The sequence below is a fragment of the Anaeromassilibacillus sp. An200 genome, assembly GCF_002160025.1.
Lineage (GTDB): Bacteria > Bacillota > Clostridia > Oscillospirales > Acutalibacteraceae > Caccousia > Caccousia stercoris.
Map to the genome: position 1 here is coordinate 1 of NZ_NFJU01000022.1, position 16,025 is coordinate 16,025.

General features: G+C 51.5%; 16 protein-coding genes, 1 tRNA gene and 1 pseudogene. 13 read left to right on the plus strand and 5 right to left on the minus strand.

The features are described from left to right. Window positions 1-384 precede the first annotated feature (384 nt). The 9 genes from B5F35_RS11540 (at window position 385) to B5F35_RS11570 (ending at window position 5,665) form a co-directional block, all read left to right on the plus strand. On the plus strand, window positions 385-798 hold the full coding sequence (locus B5F35_RS11540) for a cysteine-rich VLP domain-containing protein (protein ID WP_087241123.1): 414 nt from the start codon (window positions 385-387) through the stop codon (window positions 796-798). Between the two features lie 111 nt (window positions 799-909). Next, the gene (locus B5F35_RS11545; RefSeq protein WP_087241125.1) at window positions 910-1,305 is read left to right on the plus strand and encodes a replication initiator protein A; all 396 of its coding nucleotides are present in this window, start codon (window positions 910-912) and stop codon (window positions 1,303-1,305) included. Between the two features lie 182 nt (window positions 1,306-1,487). Beyond that, on the plus strand, window positions 1,488-1,970 hold the full coding sequence (locus B5F35_RS19625) for a type II toxin-antitoxin system PemK/MazF family toxin (protein ID WP_087241127.1): 483 nt from the start codon (window positions 1,488-1,490) through the stop codon (window positions 1,968-1,970). Window positions 1,971-2,026: 56 nt separating this feature from the next. Then, a complete protein-coding gene (locus B5F35_RS11555) occupies window positions 2,027-2,284 on the plus strand; it encodes a DUF6870 family protein (protein WP_164488524.1) in 258 nt (85 codons plus the stop codon). A gap of 303 nt (window positions 2,285-2,587) precedes the next feature. Then, window positions 2,588-3,307: a hypothetical protein gene (locus B5F35_RS11560; protein ID WP_087241131.1), complete on the plus strand. Its 720-nt coding sequence runs from the start codon at window positions 2,588-2,590 to the stop codon at window positions 3,305-3,307. A 24-nt stretch (window positions 3,308-3,331) separates the two neighbouring features. Then, the gene (locus tag B5F35_RS19630; protein ID WP_162611410.1) at window positions 3,332-3,559 is read left to right on the plus strand and encodes a CLI_3235 family bacteriocin precursor; all 228 of its coding nucleotides are present in this window, start codon (window positions 3,332-3,334) and stop codon (window positions 3,557-3,559) included. A gap of 87 nt (window positions 3,560-3,646) precedes the next feature. Further along, window positions 3,647-3,823 carry a hypothetical protein gene (locus B5F35_RS18730; RefSeq protein ID WP_162611409.1) on the plus strand — a complete coding sequence of 59 codons (177 nt, stop codon included), beginning with the start codon at window positions 3,647-3,649 and terminating at the stop codon, window positions 3,821-3,823. Next, window positions 3,820-5,232 carry a DUF4368 domain-containing protein gene (locus B5F35_RS11565; protein WP_442856464.1) on the plus strand — a complete coding sequence of 471 codons (1,413 nt, stop codon included), beginning with the start codon at window positions 3,820-3,822 and terminating at the stop codon, window positions 5,230-5,232. The genes B5F35_RS18730 and B5F35_RS11565 overlap by 4 nt, the downstream gene beginning before the upstream one ends. Window positions 5,233-5,323: 91 nt before the next feature. After that, window positions 5,324-5,665 carry a hypothetical protein gene (locus tag B5F35_RS11570; protein WP_442856465.1) on the plus strand — a complete coding sequence of 114 codons (342 nt, stop codon included), beginning with the start codon at window positions 5,324-5,326 and terminating at the stop codon, window positions 5,663-5,665. A gap of 291 nt (window positions 5,666-5,956) precedes the next feature. On the opposite strand, the gene B5F35_RS11575 is transcribed toward B5F35_RS11570, so the two are convergent. The 5 genes and pseudogenes from B5F35_RS11575 to B5F35_RS18735 form a co-directional block, all read right to left on the minus strand. Beyond that, complete coding sequence (locus B5F35_RS11575) at window positions 5,957-7,168, minus strand: CAP domain-containing protein (protein WP_162611411.1); 1,212 nt, start codon at window positions 7,166-7,168, stop codon at window positions 5,957-5,959. 363 nt (window positions 7,169-7,531) lie between these two features. Next, window positions 7,532-7,843 (minus strand): annotated as a pseudogene (locus B5F35_RS11580) (hypothetical protein); the annotation flags it as partial. Window positions 7,844-7,951: 108 nt separating this feature from the next. Next, the gene (locus B5F35_RS11585; protein WP_087241135.1) at window positions 7,952-8,707 is read right to left on the minus strand and encodes a nucleotidyltransferase domain-containing protein; all 756 of its coding nucleotides are present in this window, start codon (window positions 8,705-8,707) and stop codon (window positions 7,952-7,954) included. 78 nt (window positions 8,708-8,785) lie between these two features. Beyond that, entirely contained in the window at window positions 8,786-10,246 is a 1,461-nt protein-coding gene (locus tag B5F35_RS11590) for a DUF2828 family protein (protein ID WP_087241137.1), read from the minus strand. A gap of 34 nt (window positions 10,247-10,280) precedes the next feature. Next, a tRNA-Cys gene (locus tag B5F35_RS18735) sits at window positions 10,281-10,372 on the minus strand. A gap of 780 nt (window positions 10,373-11,152) precedes the next feature. Between B5F35_RS18735 and B5F35_RS11605 the strand changes: the two genes are divergently transcribed. From B5F35_RS11605 to rbr, 4 genes are read left to right on the plus strand one after another with little or no spacing between them, the layout of a single operon-like run. After that, complete coding sequence (locus tag B5F35_RS11605; protein WP_087241141.1) at window positions 11,153-12,400, plus strand: helix-turn-helix transcriptional regulator; 1,248 nt, start codon at window positions 11,153-11,155, stop codon at window positions 12,398-12,400. Continuing rightward, window positions 12,387-13,319 carry a WYL domain-containing protein gene (locus B5F35_RS11610; RefSeq protein ID WP_087241143.1) on the plus strand — a complete coding sequence of 311 codons (933 nt, stop codon included), beginning with the start codon at window positions 12,387-12,389 and terminating at the stop codon, window positions 13,317-13,319. Before B5F35_RS11605 ends, B5F35_RS11610 begins: the two co-directional genes overlap by 14 nt. Before the next feature lie 59 nt (window positions 13,320-13,378). Next, window positions 13,379-13,756: a Fur family transcriptional regulator gene (locus B5F35_RS11615; RefSeq protein WP_087241225.1), complete on the plus strand. Its 378-nt coding sequence runs from the start codon at window positions 13,379-13,381 to the stop codon at window positions 13,754-13,756. Then, a complete protein-coding gene (gene rbr / locus B5F35_RS11620) occupies window positions 13,723-15,807 on the plus strand; it encodes a rubrerythrin (protein ID WP_087241145.1) in 2,085 nt (694 codons plus the stop codon). The genes B5F35_RS11615 and rbr overlap by 34 nt, the downstream gene beginning before the upstream one ends. Window positions 15,808-16,025: the final 218 nt, after the last annotated feature.

Sequence of the window (16,025 nt, forward strand, 5' to 3'; positions counted from 1 at the left end):
GTGCAACCGGACTACGCCTGCTGACTTTAGTGTAGCAGATGCCGCCGTCCTATGCACTGCCTTTATTTTCATTCTCAGCTGTGATGGCATTTCATGAGGCGTTGAAAACAGAATGACCGTCCGAAAAAGGATACCCCGGCTGGGGAAGCACCGCAAGGAGCCGGACTTCGGGACAAAATGTCCCGAAGTTGCGGGGAGCGTGCCTCGTCGCCGCAAGCTGCGTATCATTCGCTTCCGCCAGATGGCGAAAGCTCACTCGCTCCGCTGCGGCTCCTCTCCCCACAAAGCAGGCTTTGCGGGGGCCCTGTTGTGAACACGCCGCAGGAATGAGGCAGGAAATCTTTTCGGGGAGAACGGCAATGGAAAGCAAAATGGAGGGAACGCATGAGAGATAACCCCTATAAAGACTTGCCGCCGCTGGAACGCAGGCCGGACGGTTCCCTTTACCGCATGACACCGGCGCAGAGGAAACAGGCGGCCAGCCTGATACGCCGGGAGTGTTGTTGCTGTGAGGACGGCAACTGCATTGTCCTTGACGATGGGGATACCTGCACCTGCCCGCAGACAATTTCTTTCTCGCTCTGCTGTAAGTGGTTCCGCTGGGCGGTCTTGCCGCTGGACGGGACGCTGGAAGCGGAGATTTTCCGGGATAAGGTCTTGAAACGCTGTGCGGTCTGCGGCGGTGTGTTCGTCCCCAAATCCAACCGGGCAAAATACTGCCCGGACTGTGCCGCCAGAGTTCACAGGCGGCAGAAAACAGAAAGTGAGCGGAAAAGGAGGTCTGCTGTGGACAGTTAGGAGCGAAAAAAGCCTTGATTTATCAGGCTCCGCAAGCCCTAAACCGGGGCAGGTGGTATAAAGTATCGTCCACCCCGGAAAACGGGCTTCTAACCGTCCACAAAACGCACTATGACAAATACCATCTATATCCACCAGCCGGAAAAGGCATTCAGCTTCACCCGGCTCCCGAATTTCCTCTTTGAAGCCCCCACATTCAAGCCCCTGTCCAACGAGGCAAAGGTTCTGTACGTCTTTATCCTGCGCCGGACAGAGTTGTCCCGCAAGAATGGGTGGGCGGATGACTGCGGACGGATTTTCCTGTATTACCCTATCTGCGAGGTGGTTGACCTGCTCCACTGTGGGCGGCAGAAAGCGGTAAACACCCTGCGGGAACTGCAATATGCCGGACTGGTGGAAATCCAGAAACAGGGCTGTGGAAAACCCAACCGCATTTACCCCAAATCCTATGAAGCGGTTTCAAACACCGACTTCAAGAAATCCGGTTATGGTACGCCGGAGGATTGAAAACCGTACCCATGAAGTACGGAAATCACCCCTCTGAAGTACGGAAACCAGACGGTATATAGAAATACAAAGATTAAGAGATTGATTTAGATTCTATCCATTCCAATCCTATCCGAGCTATTTCTGGCGGGATTTTCCCTGTGGAAAACCCTGGATGGGAAAGGAATGGGGAAAGGAGATTCATGGCACAACACGCAATTTTGCGTTTTGAGAAGCACAAGGGCAACCCGGCAAGGCCGCTGGAAGCCCACCACGAAAGACAAAAGGAGCAGTACGCCAGCAACCCCGACATTGACACAGCCAAAAGCAAGTACAACTTCCATATCGTCAAGCCGGAGGGACGCTATTACCACTTCATTCAGAGCCGTATCGAGCAGGGCGGCACTCGCCCTATACTTGTCATTCAAAACAATGTGGGAAATCATTTCAGCCCTACCATTGTTGTGGCAGCTATCACCAGCAGAAAGGTCAAGAGCAGCCTACCCACGCATATCCTGCTGGAGAATGTGCCTGGGCTTGCCCCTACTTCGTTGCTGCTGTTGGAGCAACTGCGGACAATAGACCGAAAGCGGCTCCGTGGCTACATTGGGCGCATCACCAAAGAAAAAATGTTGGAAGTGGATGCGGCCCTGGCAATCAGCATTGGATTGAACCCACAGGCATAGAACAGGTTCCCTTCTGAATAGGATTGTAAGAGCAGAAAGGAGGGGCCTGTTTGAAAATGCCAACTTTATCAGAACTGGACACACTCTCCTGTGTGGACATCAAAACAGTTGATCCAGAGCAGCTTGTGGACATTCGGGAGGTTGTCATCAATACAGACTTGCCGAAAGAGGAAAGGATTCTTGAATTTATCCGGCAAATCCGTAACCCGTATTGCTTCCGTCATGGAAAGATTGTAGTAAAAATCGGTTTTTCGGAATCGGCTGGCAATACCACTCTTGAAGAGCAATTTGAAAGTTATCTTCGTTCTCTTTAAGACTATCTACACTCCAAATCAGTTCATTTTCATTGTTTATATTTGAATTGATATGGAGACTATCGCAGAGTACGACAATAATAGCTGTGGTTCTTTATATGTCAGTTGGAGGTTCGTCTGCTTTTTTCTTAGTTTCTCTTTAATCAAATACTGATATGTTTCAAATAATTGTGCAAAATGCACATCTACCAATCATTTTTATGGTCATAAAATCTGTTGACATTTATCATTCTTTATGTTAGTTTAAGGGAAAGATGGAATAAAAAATACTAAATATTTCCAGTGAAAGGATGGGTTATAGCTATGCAGATTAGCGGATATTCCAGTGCTGCAATGTTAGCACAGCAATTTTCCGGTATGCAACAAAAAGCAAACACCGTAAAAATGCAAGATTTTACACAACTGATGCAAAACACAAATGCAGCTGCACAGGCAACAGGCCAGACAGATGAGGCGGCGGCAACGCAAGAAGTATCAGAAGTTGACGAGATGGCAGCCTTTAAGCAGGAAATTTATAAGGAACTGGCTGAAATTGATTCAATGACCGCTGCCTCTGTTTTGACTAATTCTATACATATTACAGAAGATGGATTCCAAAGAATGAAGGACGATCCAGAGTACCGCAAGGAGATTATGGATTGGCTTCGAGCAGATGCGAGAGATTCACATAAGGTTCCTTTTGACTGCCATGTTACAACAACGATTACAAGTGCTGGAGCGACTAGCTATGGAATTAGTGATACTGCAACAACGCCACAATGGGTTAATTCTAAAGCGGAGGGGGCGTTTTATCGTTCTGACCGCAGAACTGAGCAGCGCAAGAGGAACAACGAGTATGTGACCGAGGAACGCCTAAAGCGGGAACTTATGCAAAAAATGATACTGGAAAAGAGCATTGACCGAAAGGAACAGCTGCAAGCACTTGACCAGAAGATTTTTGACCAGAAAGTTGCACAACATTACCTGTTGGGGATGCAAGGCTATCCGGTAGGGATGCAAAATACTAAAAGCTGGAGCATTTGAGTATAGATATATCTGTTTATACTCTTGTGTAATAATTATGGAAAAGAGGACAAGTATATAAAAAAGACGCTGGGTAAGAAAGCTTCCGTTCAAAGTGGTACGCTGGTTGCTTTTGGTAACTGTGACTGCAATGCAGACTGCCGTATGTTAGGTTGTGATTGCACTCCCAACACATCACCAAGCAGCACTCTGGCCATTCAGAACTATGCTAAGCTCATGACTATTGCAATCAATGGAAAATGGGCATTCTAAGAACGGGGTTCCTTAACTTTGGAGTACAGCCTATGGGGGGTTCCCCGTGGCTGTACTCCAATTTTTATATACGGAGGATTTCAGAATATGAGCAATGATTATCCATTTATTAAACTATTCAAAACAATAGATTGTTTCTATTTATTTGATGTAAATACAGCCTCAATTATCCGAATCAATGAAGAGGTTTGTGACTACTTAGAGAGTATTTTGATGATGGCTGGTCGGGGACAAACTTTGAACGCCCGGATTTTCAGCGCATGATGGACGATATGGAAGCTGGAAAAGTAAACTGCATTGTTACGAAAGACCTGTCCCGTTTCGGGCGGGAACATGTGATGATGGACTACTATCTGGAATTTCTGTTCCCGGAGAAACGGGTGCGCTACATCGCCGTTGCAGAGAATGAGGACACAGAGAAAGGGCTTTCCGATTTTGTCCCGTTCAAAAACCTGTTCAATGAATGGTTTGCGAAAGATACAAGCCGCAAGGTAAAGGCCGCTTTCAAAGCGAAGTTTGCCACAGGACAGCGTATTGATGCCTATGCTCCCATCGGGTACAGGAAACACCCGGAAATCAAAAACAAGCTGATAATCGACGAGGAAACCCGCTGGATAGTGGAGAAGATTTTTGACCTTGCCTTTCATGGCGGAGGGGCGGCCAGTATCACAAGCATACTGATTGCGGAAAAGGTTCCCACGCCGGGATTTATCAATTTCCAGCGTGACGGGACTTTCGCAAACATCTATGCGGGTGCGCCGGAGGAAAAAAGCTACGCATGGACGATAGCCCAGGTCAAGAGCATTATGAAAGATGAAACCTATATCGGCCATACCATCCACTACCGGGAAACGAACATTTCCTTTAAGAACAAGCGGAGGGTACGCAAGCCCCAAAGTGAATGGGTGCGGGTGGAGAATACGCAGGAGCCGATTATCAGCGAGCAGGTTTTCCGGCAGGTACAGGAGCAGATAGCAAGCCGCCGCAGAAAGTGCAAGGATGGTACGACGCAGATTTTTTCCGGATTGGTAAAATGTGCGGATTGCGGCTGGTCGCTGTCCTATGGGGAGAACAGGCAGAACAGCAAGCCTTACGGCCATTATCATTGTAGCAAGTACGGACAGGGCACACGCCAATGCTCCATGCACTATATCCGCTATGATGTGCTTTACGCCTATGTCCTCTCCCGTCTGCAATACTGGTCGGGGCTGGTACAGCAGGACGGGGACAAACTTCTGAAACGGCTACTTAACGCCAGCGACAAGGAACGCAATACTGCAAGGAAGCGGCAGGCCGCCGAACTGAAAAAGGCGGAAAAACGCAAAGCCGAAGTCGATACCCTGTTTGCCCGGATGTATAAGGACTGGGCGGCGGGGCGTATCACGGAATACAACTTCTCTATGCTGTCCGGGAAGTACCAGAGCGAACAGGCTGAACTGGACACAAAGATTGAACAGCTTCAATCCGCTATCGCCACTGAAAGCCAGAACGCCGCAGACGCAGAAAAATGGATTGCCTTGATGAAAGAGTGCGTCAATCCAACAGAACTGACCGCCGAACTTTTGAATACGCTGATTGAAAAAATCGTTGTCCATGAAGCGGTCAAAGGTGAGGACGGAAGCCGGGAACAGGAGGTAGAAATCTTCTACCGCTTTATCGGCAAAATTGATTAAATGACACCAATATCTTTAACTATGTGATACCGGATTATCTGTCCCGGATTCCGATTTGTTGATCGCCTTGTCGGAAGCCCTGGAGACACCTGTGAGCACGCTGCTGGGGGAGACGGTGACGGAGTCGGAAGCGGATACCATAAAAGCACTCTCCGAAAAGCTGGAGATTATGAATTTGCAGTTTGCGCGAAGAAAAGCGTTCAGAAAAACTGCGCTGCACTGGTCTCTGATCGCAGTGTGCGGAATTATCGTGGCGTTGTCTGCAGTCTTAATCGTGGGCAACAGTCCTTACTTGGGTTGGGATTTTCATGACCCGGAACTTGCCGTGGCCGGCACGGTTTATCACGCCTTTGAATGGCTCTGTATCCGGCTGGCCCCCTTTGTTCTGATTGCGTCAGCAGTCGGAGTCTTTCTAACCCGGAAAAAAGTATGATAGCCGTGGAAGAATAGGTTCTTCATTCCAGCGGCCTGCTTCGTTTTTTCCCCATGTTATGTACTTGCAGGTTGTGGTTATGAAGCTGCTGCGGACAAAAACTCCCCACCTGCCGGAAGCATTTCCTGCTGTTCGACGACAGATGGGGAGTTTTCATGGATTCCTCTCACGATACAGTTCGCTTTTGCGCATCATTTCTTTTTCCTTCTCGGAGCAAAACAAATCATGCCGCCGGTTCAACACTCGGGAAAGGGATCCGCAGCGATCGTCTGCTTTCTTCGGAGCTCTTTTTTATTTTCCCAGCAGTGGGTTGGATGTGAGGGGATCCACCATATCCTCAGCGTTGTTTGTGAAGTTCTGTACCCAGTAGACACCGCCATCCTCTCCGACATAACACCCGATAGCGATGGCCTTGGCGTTCGGGTCGAGAATATTGGCACGATGACCAGGCGAATTCATCCAACTGTCCATCACATGACTGGGCGTGCCGTTCGCGATATGCCAATCAACCTCGCCGGTAGCCGCATTCTCAAACCAGCCTCCACCTGCTCCCATTGCAATATTTTCCCAGCTGCTTTGAGTCCCGTCTGGTCTTGTATGGCTGAAAAGGGTTTCGAGTTCTTTGGCACGGGTCTGCGCGGTATCCGTCAGAGATCTTGCCCATACAAGTGCTGGAAGTCCAGCTTTCGCGCGTTCTTGATTCACCAGTTCAAACACTTCCTGCTCAAACGCATGGTTCCACGCGCCCAGCGTAAGACCAGCCTTGATGGCGTCTTTCTGGTATTGCGTCATGCCTGTGGTGTCCACATTCGGCGTTTGAGAAGTGGTGCCGGATGTACTGCCCGCAACGGTAGCGACACAGAGCTTCGTACCCGAGCCGTTCTGATAAGAGACGTACACGCCTGTCGCCGCGCCGGGAGTGCCAATGGCCGTAATCTTGTAATACACAGCATTTGTCTCCGTTGCGGTCTTCGTAATGTTGAACACACCGGGTGTACCCATCCAAACTTTGATTGCGTTCGGGTCGGATGCGGTGAATTTAAACTGATAGGACTTGCCGGACTGTACGGTCAGATCCGAAGTGGTGTCGCTGATCCAGCCGGTCGAGGGCTGCGTGACAGCGGAAGAACCGCCTGCAACCGTGGCAACACACAGCTTTGTGCCGGAACCGTTCTGGTACGAGACATACACGCCTGCCGCCGCGCCGGGAGTGCCAATGGCCGTAATCTTATAATATACAGCGTTTGGTTCCGTCACGGTCTTCGTGATGTTGAACACGCCGGGCGTACCCGTCCAGACGCGAATGGCATCCGGGTCGGACGCGGTGAACTTAAACTGATAAGACTTGCCGGGCTGCACGGTTAGATCCGAAGTGGTATCCGAGGTCCAGTCGGCCGAGGACTGTGCGACAACCTGGGTTGCGGCGCTTACGCCGGCTGCCGGCATGGCGGCTGCAAGCATAAGGACAGCCATGATGGCTGCCAGCATCTTTGTGTGTCTCATAAGAGTATCATCCTTTCTGTTCTTTCCGTTTTTGATCACGTCCTGTGTTTTGAACAACCGTAAAATAATTGCGATACCAGCCTGCACGATCAGCCGCATCTCGGCTGATTTGCAAGGTATACGATAAGCTGTTGGTGAAACCACCACCTGTGTTGGCTGCACTATCCCCCCATGAGGATAGTGCCCCGGGAATTGCACTCGTTGAGTGTATCGTTGGTATTATTATACCATTAAACCCATAATATTGCCAAGATAACTATGAGTAATAGCCGGAAACAAACACATGTATTCCGTTTCCGTCAGTACTGGTGTTCGTCACAACAGGGCGGGAAGCCTCCATCCCCTCTTTCGATACTGCGAAAATCAAGTTCTCTTTCGCGATTTCTGCCGTTTACGGAAATCCTCCTCGATGGCATCCTTCCAGTGCTCGTCCAGAGGTGCGCTGCACCGGACGGTGGCCACAACCCGGCCCACTACCTCGTAGTTGAGACGGGTGCCCTCGCTGTCACAGTGGTAGTTCACCGCCCGGTCGGGGGTGATGCCCAGATGGCCCGCCGTTTCCACCGTGTCGATGTTGGCGCCCAGGAAGAGGAATTCCCAGCCGTACTTCTCCTTCTGGCGCTGGATCATCTCTTTGACCCGCTGGGCGGAGTAGCGGCACCTCCTTGCGTTCTGGTACCATCATACCATAGCCGGGCCGCTCTGGCAATCGGAGGACACAGGGAGGTCAGCAGAGTGCCGTGATACTTCCTCAAAGATCGCAATCCAATGCTTCATCCTTGATCACATCTCCAACGCAGCAAGGAACAATGTATTGAATTCCTCCCAATCCTGAATGGTTTCCTTCGGATACTGCTCAACCAAGGCTCGCACTTGCGCAATGCTTCGATCCAAGTAATCGCTGAGAATATCGATCCTTGGAATCATTTTTGCCTCGGGGGAGTTCATCTTCCTATCAAGCAGCTCTGCAACGGTCTCTTTAAGGTAGTTCGGGAGCTGGCTTGCCGCCAGTTCAGAAAAGAGCATCGGGGGCGGAGTACCTTTTTCAAGGATCCATCGGCAAGCAAGGATCGGCCGCAGCACATAGAAGTATTTCTTCACCTTTACCATATCGCCTCGCAAATACTCCCGATAGTTTCCTTCAGCCATATGAAGGTAGTGCCACAGCCCTCTTTTGGATGAGAAACAGCGCCGCATAACGGGCTTGAATGCCTCAGCGAAGTCCGTGGTCTTATACACAATCGGAGAGGAAAACCACTCAAATACAGTGGGGTTGGATTTGTGGAGCAGTTTCAGCGTCTTGTCTACATCCCAGCCATTGATATCCAGAACATCATGGATGGGAAGCTCGATCACATCACGAGATCGGTTGAGCTTGAGATAGCTCTCTTTGGGGCGCACATAGATAAAGCGAACATCATAGTCGCTGTCCGGGGAAGCAAATCCCCAGGCACGGCTTCCGGACTCAACTGCCAGCAAAATGCGGCAATTTTCCCGCAGTTCGATTTCCCTGAGTTTTTCTTTGATCAAAGTCTCCACGGCAAACACCGCCTTTCATATACGACCAAGCACCTGATACAACAATACATTTCATCGCACAAAGAAAAATCAGCATTTCTATGCCACAATCGCCGCATAACGCTCAGAGCCCAGAACATCCATCATAAAGGCATAGGGGGAAAGAATACCGGCCTTCAGCATGGAGAAGATTCGGGGATTACAGCCGGACACCAACGCCACACCCCGGTCATTGACCTTGACGGGCTGATGCTGATTGCGGCTTGCAACATTCCAGAACACCACCTCGGGGAGCTGATACCCATTCTCCGCAAAGATCCGCTGCGCGTACTCAAAGTTGGTCATGGAGCAATCCTCCGTACAGTAGTCAAACTCCATATCGGAGATGATGTAGAGCTTGGCGGGCATATCCTTCTGGGGTACGCGGTTCCGCACAGCAGTTTTCAGGATCAGTTCGAACACACGCTGGATATTTGTGTTGGCGACCTCATTGAACCGTTGGCAGTACCTCGTCTTTTCACAGATATCACTGCCCTTGATCTTCACCAGTTTGGGATTTTCGGAGAAGGTGATAAAATGGTTTTGGAATGCGCCGGTATTGTGCTCGGCATAGTAGATCCCCAAAGACAGCGCTACAGTGGCAGGGATCGGATCCGCACCGCCGTACATGGAGCCGGAGCCATCCACAACGACCAGGGCGTTCTCGCCGCCAGTGAAATTTTCCTGGGACTTCCAGGTTGCGTCGATGGCCTTGCGCTCCTGGTATGAGATATCACCGCACCCGAAGAAGGGCTTGATGATCTCGTAAGGAGTCAGGGTACCGGTGTGGAGCTGCTCCGTTCCCTCGGCAGCACGACTCATAAACGCATCGTAACGGTCCCTGTCATTTCGCAGGAAAGCCTTACGATACTTGAACATCGCTCTGGAGGGTTGTTTGGAATAGTCGAAGGTGTAGTCTTTTTCGCGCAGGTTATTCTCGATGATGCTGATCTTTGTGCGCAGAGCGCTCAGCGTCTTGCGATACTGGGCATCGTTCATGCCCATCGCTCGGGCAATATGCTTTGCCTGACGGATCGTATCCTTGTTGGAAGCATTGACAGAGGGCAGCCACTTGGCCAACAGAGATACAGACTCACCCGCCTCCAGAGCAGTACAGTCAGCTGCCAGCTGCTTTTTGATAAGCTGCAGCGCTTTGCCTTCGCAGGCGGTGCCCATCAGGGTCAGAAGGTCATCATAGCGACCGTACTCTGCGATGTACTGGATATTCTTCTCCAGGGATCGAGACTCATTATCGGCCAGCCACTTGATCATCGTACGGAAAACGCGGCGCTCACCGATACCACCACGGATATCTCTTGCAAAGAACAGGATTTTCATGGCCAGATCCGCATTCTCGGCATAAGCACGGAGAAACCGGTTGGTGATCTCCTCATCGCTCTCCCGGCGCAGGGCGCCGATGGCGGCAAACAGATCCAGACACTCGGACTGGGTGGATCGGTATGTAACAGCGCCATTTTCCGTATAGGTCATATTCGCTTCCTGTTTCAGAAACTTCAGCATGAAAATCACTCCTCCGTGATGGAATTGGTAAAACAAGGCACCATCAGGGATTTGAACCCACATAATACGATTTGCAGTCGCAGATGTTGCCAACGAATTGCTGTTGGTGCCTTTCACAAGATGCCTGACATACCGCAGTCCCAACCCGCCGTTTGACCAGCGGCCTAATCCCTGCATCGAATCGGATGCAAAGCCGGCTTGCTATTTCTCCGGTATCTTTGCTGAAAAACAAGGCACCATTTGAAGTGGGATTCGAACCCACGAACGACGGATGTAAACCGCCTGCTTTAACCACTTTAGCTATTCGATCTTTGCTGTTGGTGCCTTTGACAAAGCGCACGGTTTACTGCGGTGAGGTAACTCCACTCGTCCAAAGCGGCGTTTACGGTCAATCGTCCTATGCTTACGGACTGCTGTATGCGCTTTTCGTGATCTTAGAATACCGCCTAAGCAAAGGAAAATCACGGAAAAAAAGTTGCGAATTTATCGTCAAGCCCTCAAAATTTGTCCCCTGTTTCCCACTGACTTATTTCGATTCTGCCGCTCTTCCTTTCGGACAGCCTATGTGATAAAATGCACATAAAAGAGCTTACCCTCAGTGAACAAGGGGCAAAGCGGTTTTCCGGGGCCGGGCGCGCCCCCGGCTGCGTTTTCCTCCTTGCCTTCCGGGAAGGAAGGCTGCGTCGTCAGCCTTGCCGGAAACCCGACCGAACCCCGGAAAACTCCGAAGGACCGGACGGGAGGGAAAAACTGGGGCTGGAAAGGCCGCAGGACGAAGGCAGGCTCACGCCTGCCGAGGACGAGAACGCATCCATCGCCTGTTTTTCGCCCCGTCCGGCGCTTTCCCCCCTTGTCCACTGAGGGTATCGAAAACGGATTAAAATCCATTCGTACGAGGTGGACCATATGGCATACAGCGAACTGATCAAGAATTTTGAACGGGTCCGGAACTATATGCGCGAATTCTATGTCTACGGTTTTAAGCGCCGAGAAGAATACAGTATCAAGAGTGCCCGCAGCTACGATAATGAACGGCGCAGGATTGAAAGCTGGCTCAGTGACTATATGTCCTTCCATCAGGATGTCTCCGGTAAGAATGTGTTCCTCTCCGTCGACAGCAGACAGATCCCGCACAATCCCCTCCATAAAGCATTCAAGGCCAAAAGTTTTACTGCTAAAGACATCACGCTTCATTTTTACATTATGGATCTGCTGGCCGATGGAGGTACTCTTTCCAGCAAGGAGATCGTTGACCATATCAACGATAACTATCTTTCCAAATTCAGTGGTTCTTTTTCCTTGGACGAGTCAACCGTTCGAAAGAAGCTGAAAGAGTATGAGTCCCTCGGTTTACTGAGGTCTGAAAGGAGTGGCCGTGAGGTCCTCTACCAAAGAACAGATGAGGAGGCCTTCCATCTGATTTCCTGGGCAGATGCGCTGGCCTTCTTTTCTGAGGAAAACCCTGTGGGCGTAATCGGCTCCTTTCTGATCGATAAGCTGGATCGACCGTCTGACGCTTTCCGGTTCAAGCACCATTACATACTCCACACGCTTGACAGTGACGTTCTCTGTGATCTGCTGGTGGCCATTGATGAACGGCGCACAACAGAGCTTGTTATTCGCAGCCTGCGAAGTGCCAGAGAGTATCAGAGAACGATTTGCCCATTGAAGATCTATATCAGCACGCAATCCGGTCGGCAGTATCTTTTGGGCTACCACTATCGTGGCCGGCGTATGGTCTTTTTTCGCCTCGACGCCATCAAGAAGGTCTCGGCCGGCAATGTGGAAAAACACTACGATAAGTATCTCAGGTACCAGGAGAAATTCGATCGGCACCTCTGGGGTGTTTCTACCGGTCCTGATCACAATTTGGATCATATTGAGATGACCATCCACCTGGGCCACGGTGAGGAGTTTGTCCTGCAGCGCCTGGAGCGGGAGAAGCGCCATGGGACTGTGGAGCTCCTTGACGCACAGACCTGCAGATTCACTGCCGATGTCTATGATGCCTCTGAGATGCTGCCTTGGCTCCGCACCTTTCTTGGCCGCATCGTGGATCTGAAATGCAGCAATCCATTGGTTGAGAATATGTTCTACGAAGATCTTCGGCGCATGGATGCGATGTATAGGGGTGACGACCATGCTGTTCAGTGAGATTTACGGCAGCTACTTCCAGGTTGTTGCCGCTGTTTTGACAGAAGCCTTTGACGGTACCCTCACCGCCAGCAGATTGACTGCGATCGTGCAGGAGAAGGCATTTGCTGAGAGCGCACTATCTATTCCCGCAGCGCTGAAATCGGAAGACTGGCCATTGCTGGATTCCGACCTCCGGCCTGTACTTCAGCACAAGCCTACGATGCCCCTGACTCTTCTCCAGAAAAGATGGCTCAAGGCACTGCTCTCTGATCCGAGAATTGCGCTATTTGATCCGGATATGACCGGCTTGGAAGAAATAGAACCGCTATATCAGCAGGACACCTTTGTTTTCTTTGATCAGTGTGCAGATGGAGATCCTTTCCATGATCCGGCCTACATTGCCTGCTTCCGCACAGCTTTGAAAGCCATTCGTGAAAAGCGAAAGCTGCGCATCCGATTCCACGACCGTACCGGCGCCCGACATTCCTTGGAGTGTATGCCTTATCGTCTGGAGTACTCCGCCAAGGATGACAAGTTCAGACTGTTGGCAATCGGCAAGCGACGGCTCCACACGGTCAATATGGCACGGGTGCGCTCTTGTGAACTGTTGGACCCATATGACCCAAAGAAAATCACTTTGCCCCATGCGCGTTTGGAGGAGCTCACACTCATTCTCCATGACGAGCGGAATGCTCTGGATCGCGTTCTTCTCCATTTCTCCCACTTTGAAAAGGAAACCTTCAAGCTGGACGACCGGCTTTACCAAATCAAGCTCCGGTATGACAAAGATGATGAGACAGAACTGCTGATCCGGGTGCTGTCTTTCGGGCCGGTTCTGGAAGTCAAGGCTCCGGATGGCTTTATCCGGTTGATGAGAAGTCGGATTCAGAAACAGATCGAATATGGCACTGCCCTTTTTAGCGGATTTTCCTCTTGACGGGATAGGAAAATCCCGTATAATGAAATTAGAATCATTCTAAAATGGTGTTGGGTGCTATGACGAAATATGGAGCAAAAATTTTGGAAATCGTAAGCGCCTCCCGCAGCCATATGACAGCTGAGGAAATTTTCCACGTTCTGCGGCAAACCTATCCCTCAGTGGTGCTGGCCACCATATACAACAACCTCAATCGTCTGTGGCTGGAAGGTCTGATCCGTAAGGTGTCAGTGGAAGGAATGCCGGACCGGTACGACCGTATCCAGCGCCACGACCATCTGGTGTGCAAAAGCTGCGGCAGGCTGCTGGACATTGACCTGGGAGATCTGACTGCACAGCTGGAAGAAATAGCGGGGATCTCCATTTTATCCTATGATCTGAAACTCACCTATTTATGTGAGGAATGCAGAAAGAAAATTTCAACGAAAGGGATGTGAGGAAGCTGAATCATCTGCCATTATCTGTCCGCGTCGCCATTGAGGCGGACAACCCCAGCATTGTGCGCTGGGAAGAGAAATGCATTCGCTGCGGGATGTGCAAAGAAGCTTGTACCAACCTGATGGGGGTACATGGAACCTACACACTGGAAGAAACCGGAGGAAAGGCCATATGCATCTACTGCGGCCAGTGCGCCAATGTCTGCCCGGTGGACAGCATCACCGAGCGGGACGAAACCGCGGCGGTACAGAAGGCCATTGCCGACCCCGGCAAGGTGGTGGTAGTCAGCACCTCCCCGTCCGTCCGGGCTGCTCTGGGCGAGGAGTTCGGCATGGAGCCGGGCGCCTTTGTGGAGGGGAAAATGGTGGCGCTGCTGAGGGCCCTGGGCGCCGACTATGTGCTGGACACCAACTTTGCCGCTGATCTGACCATTGTGGAAGAAGCCAGTGAGCTGATCCGCCGCATCACGGAGAAGGATCGCCCTCTGCCCCAATTCACCAGCTGCTGCCCCGGCTGGGTGCACTTTGCGGAAATCTACGCCCCCGAGCTGCTGCCTCACCTGTCCACCGCCAAAAGCCCCATCGGGATGCAGGGTCCCACGGTAAAGACCTACTTTGCCCAAAAGATGGGGCTGGACCCCAGGCAGATCGTCCATGTGGCTCTGACCCCCTGCACCGCCAAAAAGTTTGAAATCCGGCGGGAGGAGATGCACGCCGCCGCCGATTACCACGGCGTGGAGGGCATGCGGGACACGGATCAGGTGATCACCACCCGGGAGCTGGCCCGGTGGGCCAAGGCCGCTGGAATTGACTGGAACGCTTTAGAGGACTCCGCCTACGATTCCCTCATGGGCAAGGCCTCCGGCGCCGGCGTCATTTTCGGCAACACCGGCGGTGTGATGGAAGCGGCGCTGCGCACAGCCTACTCGTACCTGACGGGAAAGGAAGCGCCGGAAGCCCTGCTGCAGTTCACCCCTGTCCGCGGCTACGAAGGGGCGCGCGAAGCTCAGGTCGAAATCGGCGATCTTTCGCTGCGGGTGGCGGTGGTTTACGGCACAGCCAATGCCAGAAATTTCCTTCAGCGGATGCAGGAAAGCGGCAAGCAATACCACTTTGTGGAGGTCATGGCCTGCCCCGGCGGATGCATCGGCGGCGGCGGACAGCCCAAGGACCTGATGAAGGACGCCGACGAGACCCGCAAGAGCCGTATTGCCGCCCTCTATCAGCGGGACGGCTCCATGACCCTTCGTACCAGTCACGAAAACCCTGAGATCAAGGAAGTATACGAGGCTTTCTATGGCCAGCCCCTCAGCGAACTGGCCGAACAGATGCTTCATACCACCTATCAGGATCGAAGCGAACTCATTCATCGAAAAGGGGGAAATTCTGTGAAAAAATGGAAATGTAAAGTCTGCGGATATATTCATGAAGGCGACAGCGCCCCGGAGTCCTGCCCCATCTGCAAACAGCCCGCCTCTTCCTTTGAGCTGATTCAGGAGGCTCCCGCTCAGACCGGCAGCAAATATGCCGGCACCCAGACCGAAAAAAATCTGGAGGCCGCCTTCGCCGGTGAGTCCCAGGCCCGGAACAAGTACACCTATTTCTCCTCCGTGGCTCAGAACGAGGGCTATGAGCAGATCGCCGCGCTTTTCATGCAGACCGCGGAAAATGAGAAGGCTCACGCCAGAATGTGGTTTGAGGAGCTGCATGGTGTGGGAAACACCGCCGAGAATCTGCTCCACGCCGCCGAGGGTGAAAACTACGAGTGGACAGATATGTACGACGGCTTTGCAAAGACCGCCGAGGAGGAGGGCTTCCCGGAGCTGGCCGCCAAGTTCCGGCTGGTGGCCGCCATTGAAAAGCGGCACGAGGAGCGCTACCGCGCCCTGCTGCGCAATGTGGAGACTGCTCAGGTCTTTGAAAAGAGCGAGGTCAAGGTGTGGGAGTGCCGCAACTGCGGCCATATCGTGGTAGGCACCTCCGCTCCGGAGGTTTGCCCCACCTGTCTCTACGCCAAGAGCTTCTTTGAAATCCACAGCGATAACTATTGATTCCATAAGAACAGGGGACGCCGCAGATCGGATTCTGCAGCGTCCCCTGTATTTTATGTTCCACATAACCGTTTTAAGAGGAAGGTTTTTCCGGATGGAGGCGGGATTTTTCACAGATGGACGCGCACCTTTTCATAAACGCCATATGCTCAAAGCAAAAATTATGTTATTTTATCAAAAACTATCGACAATCAAAAATTATTATTATATAATTCAGC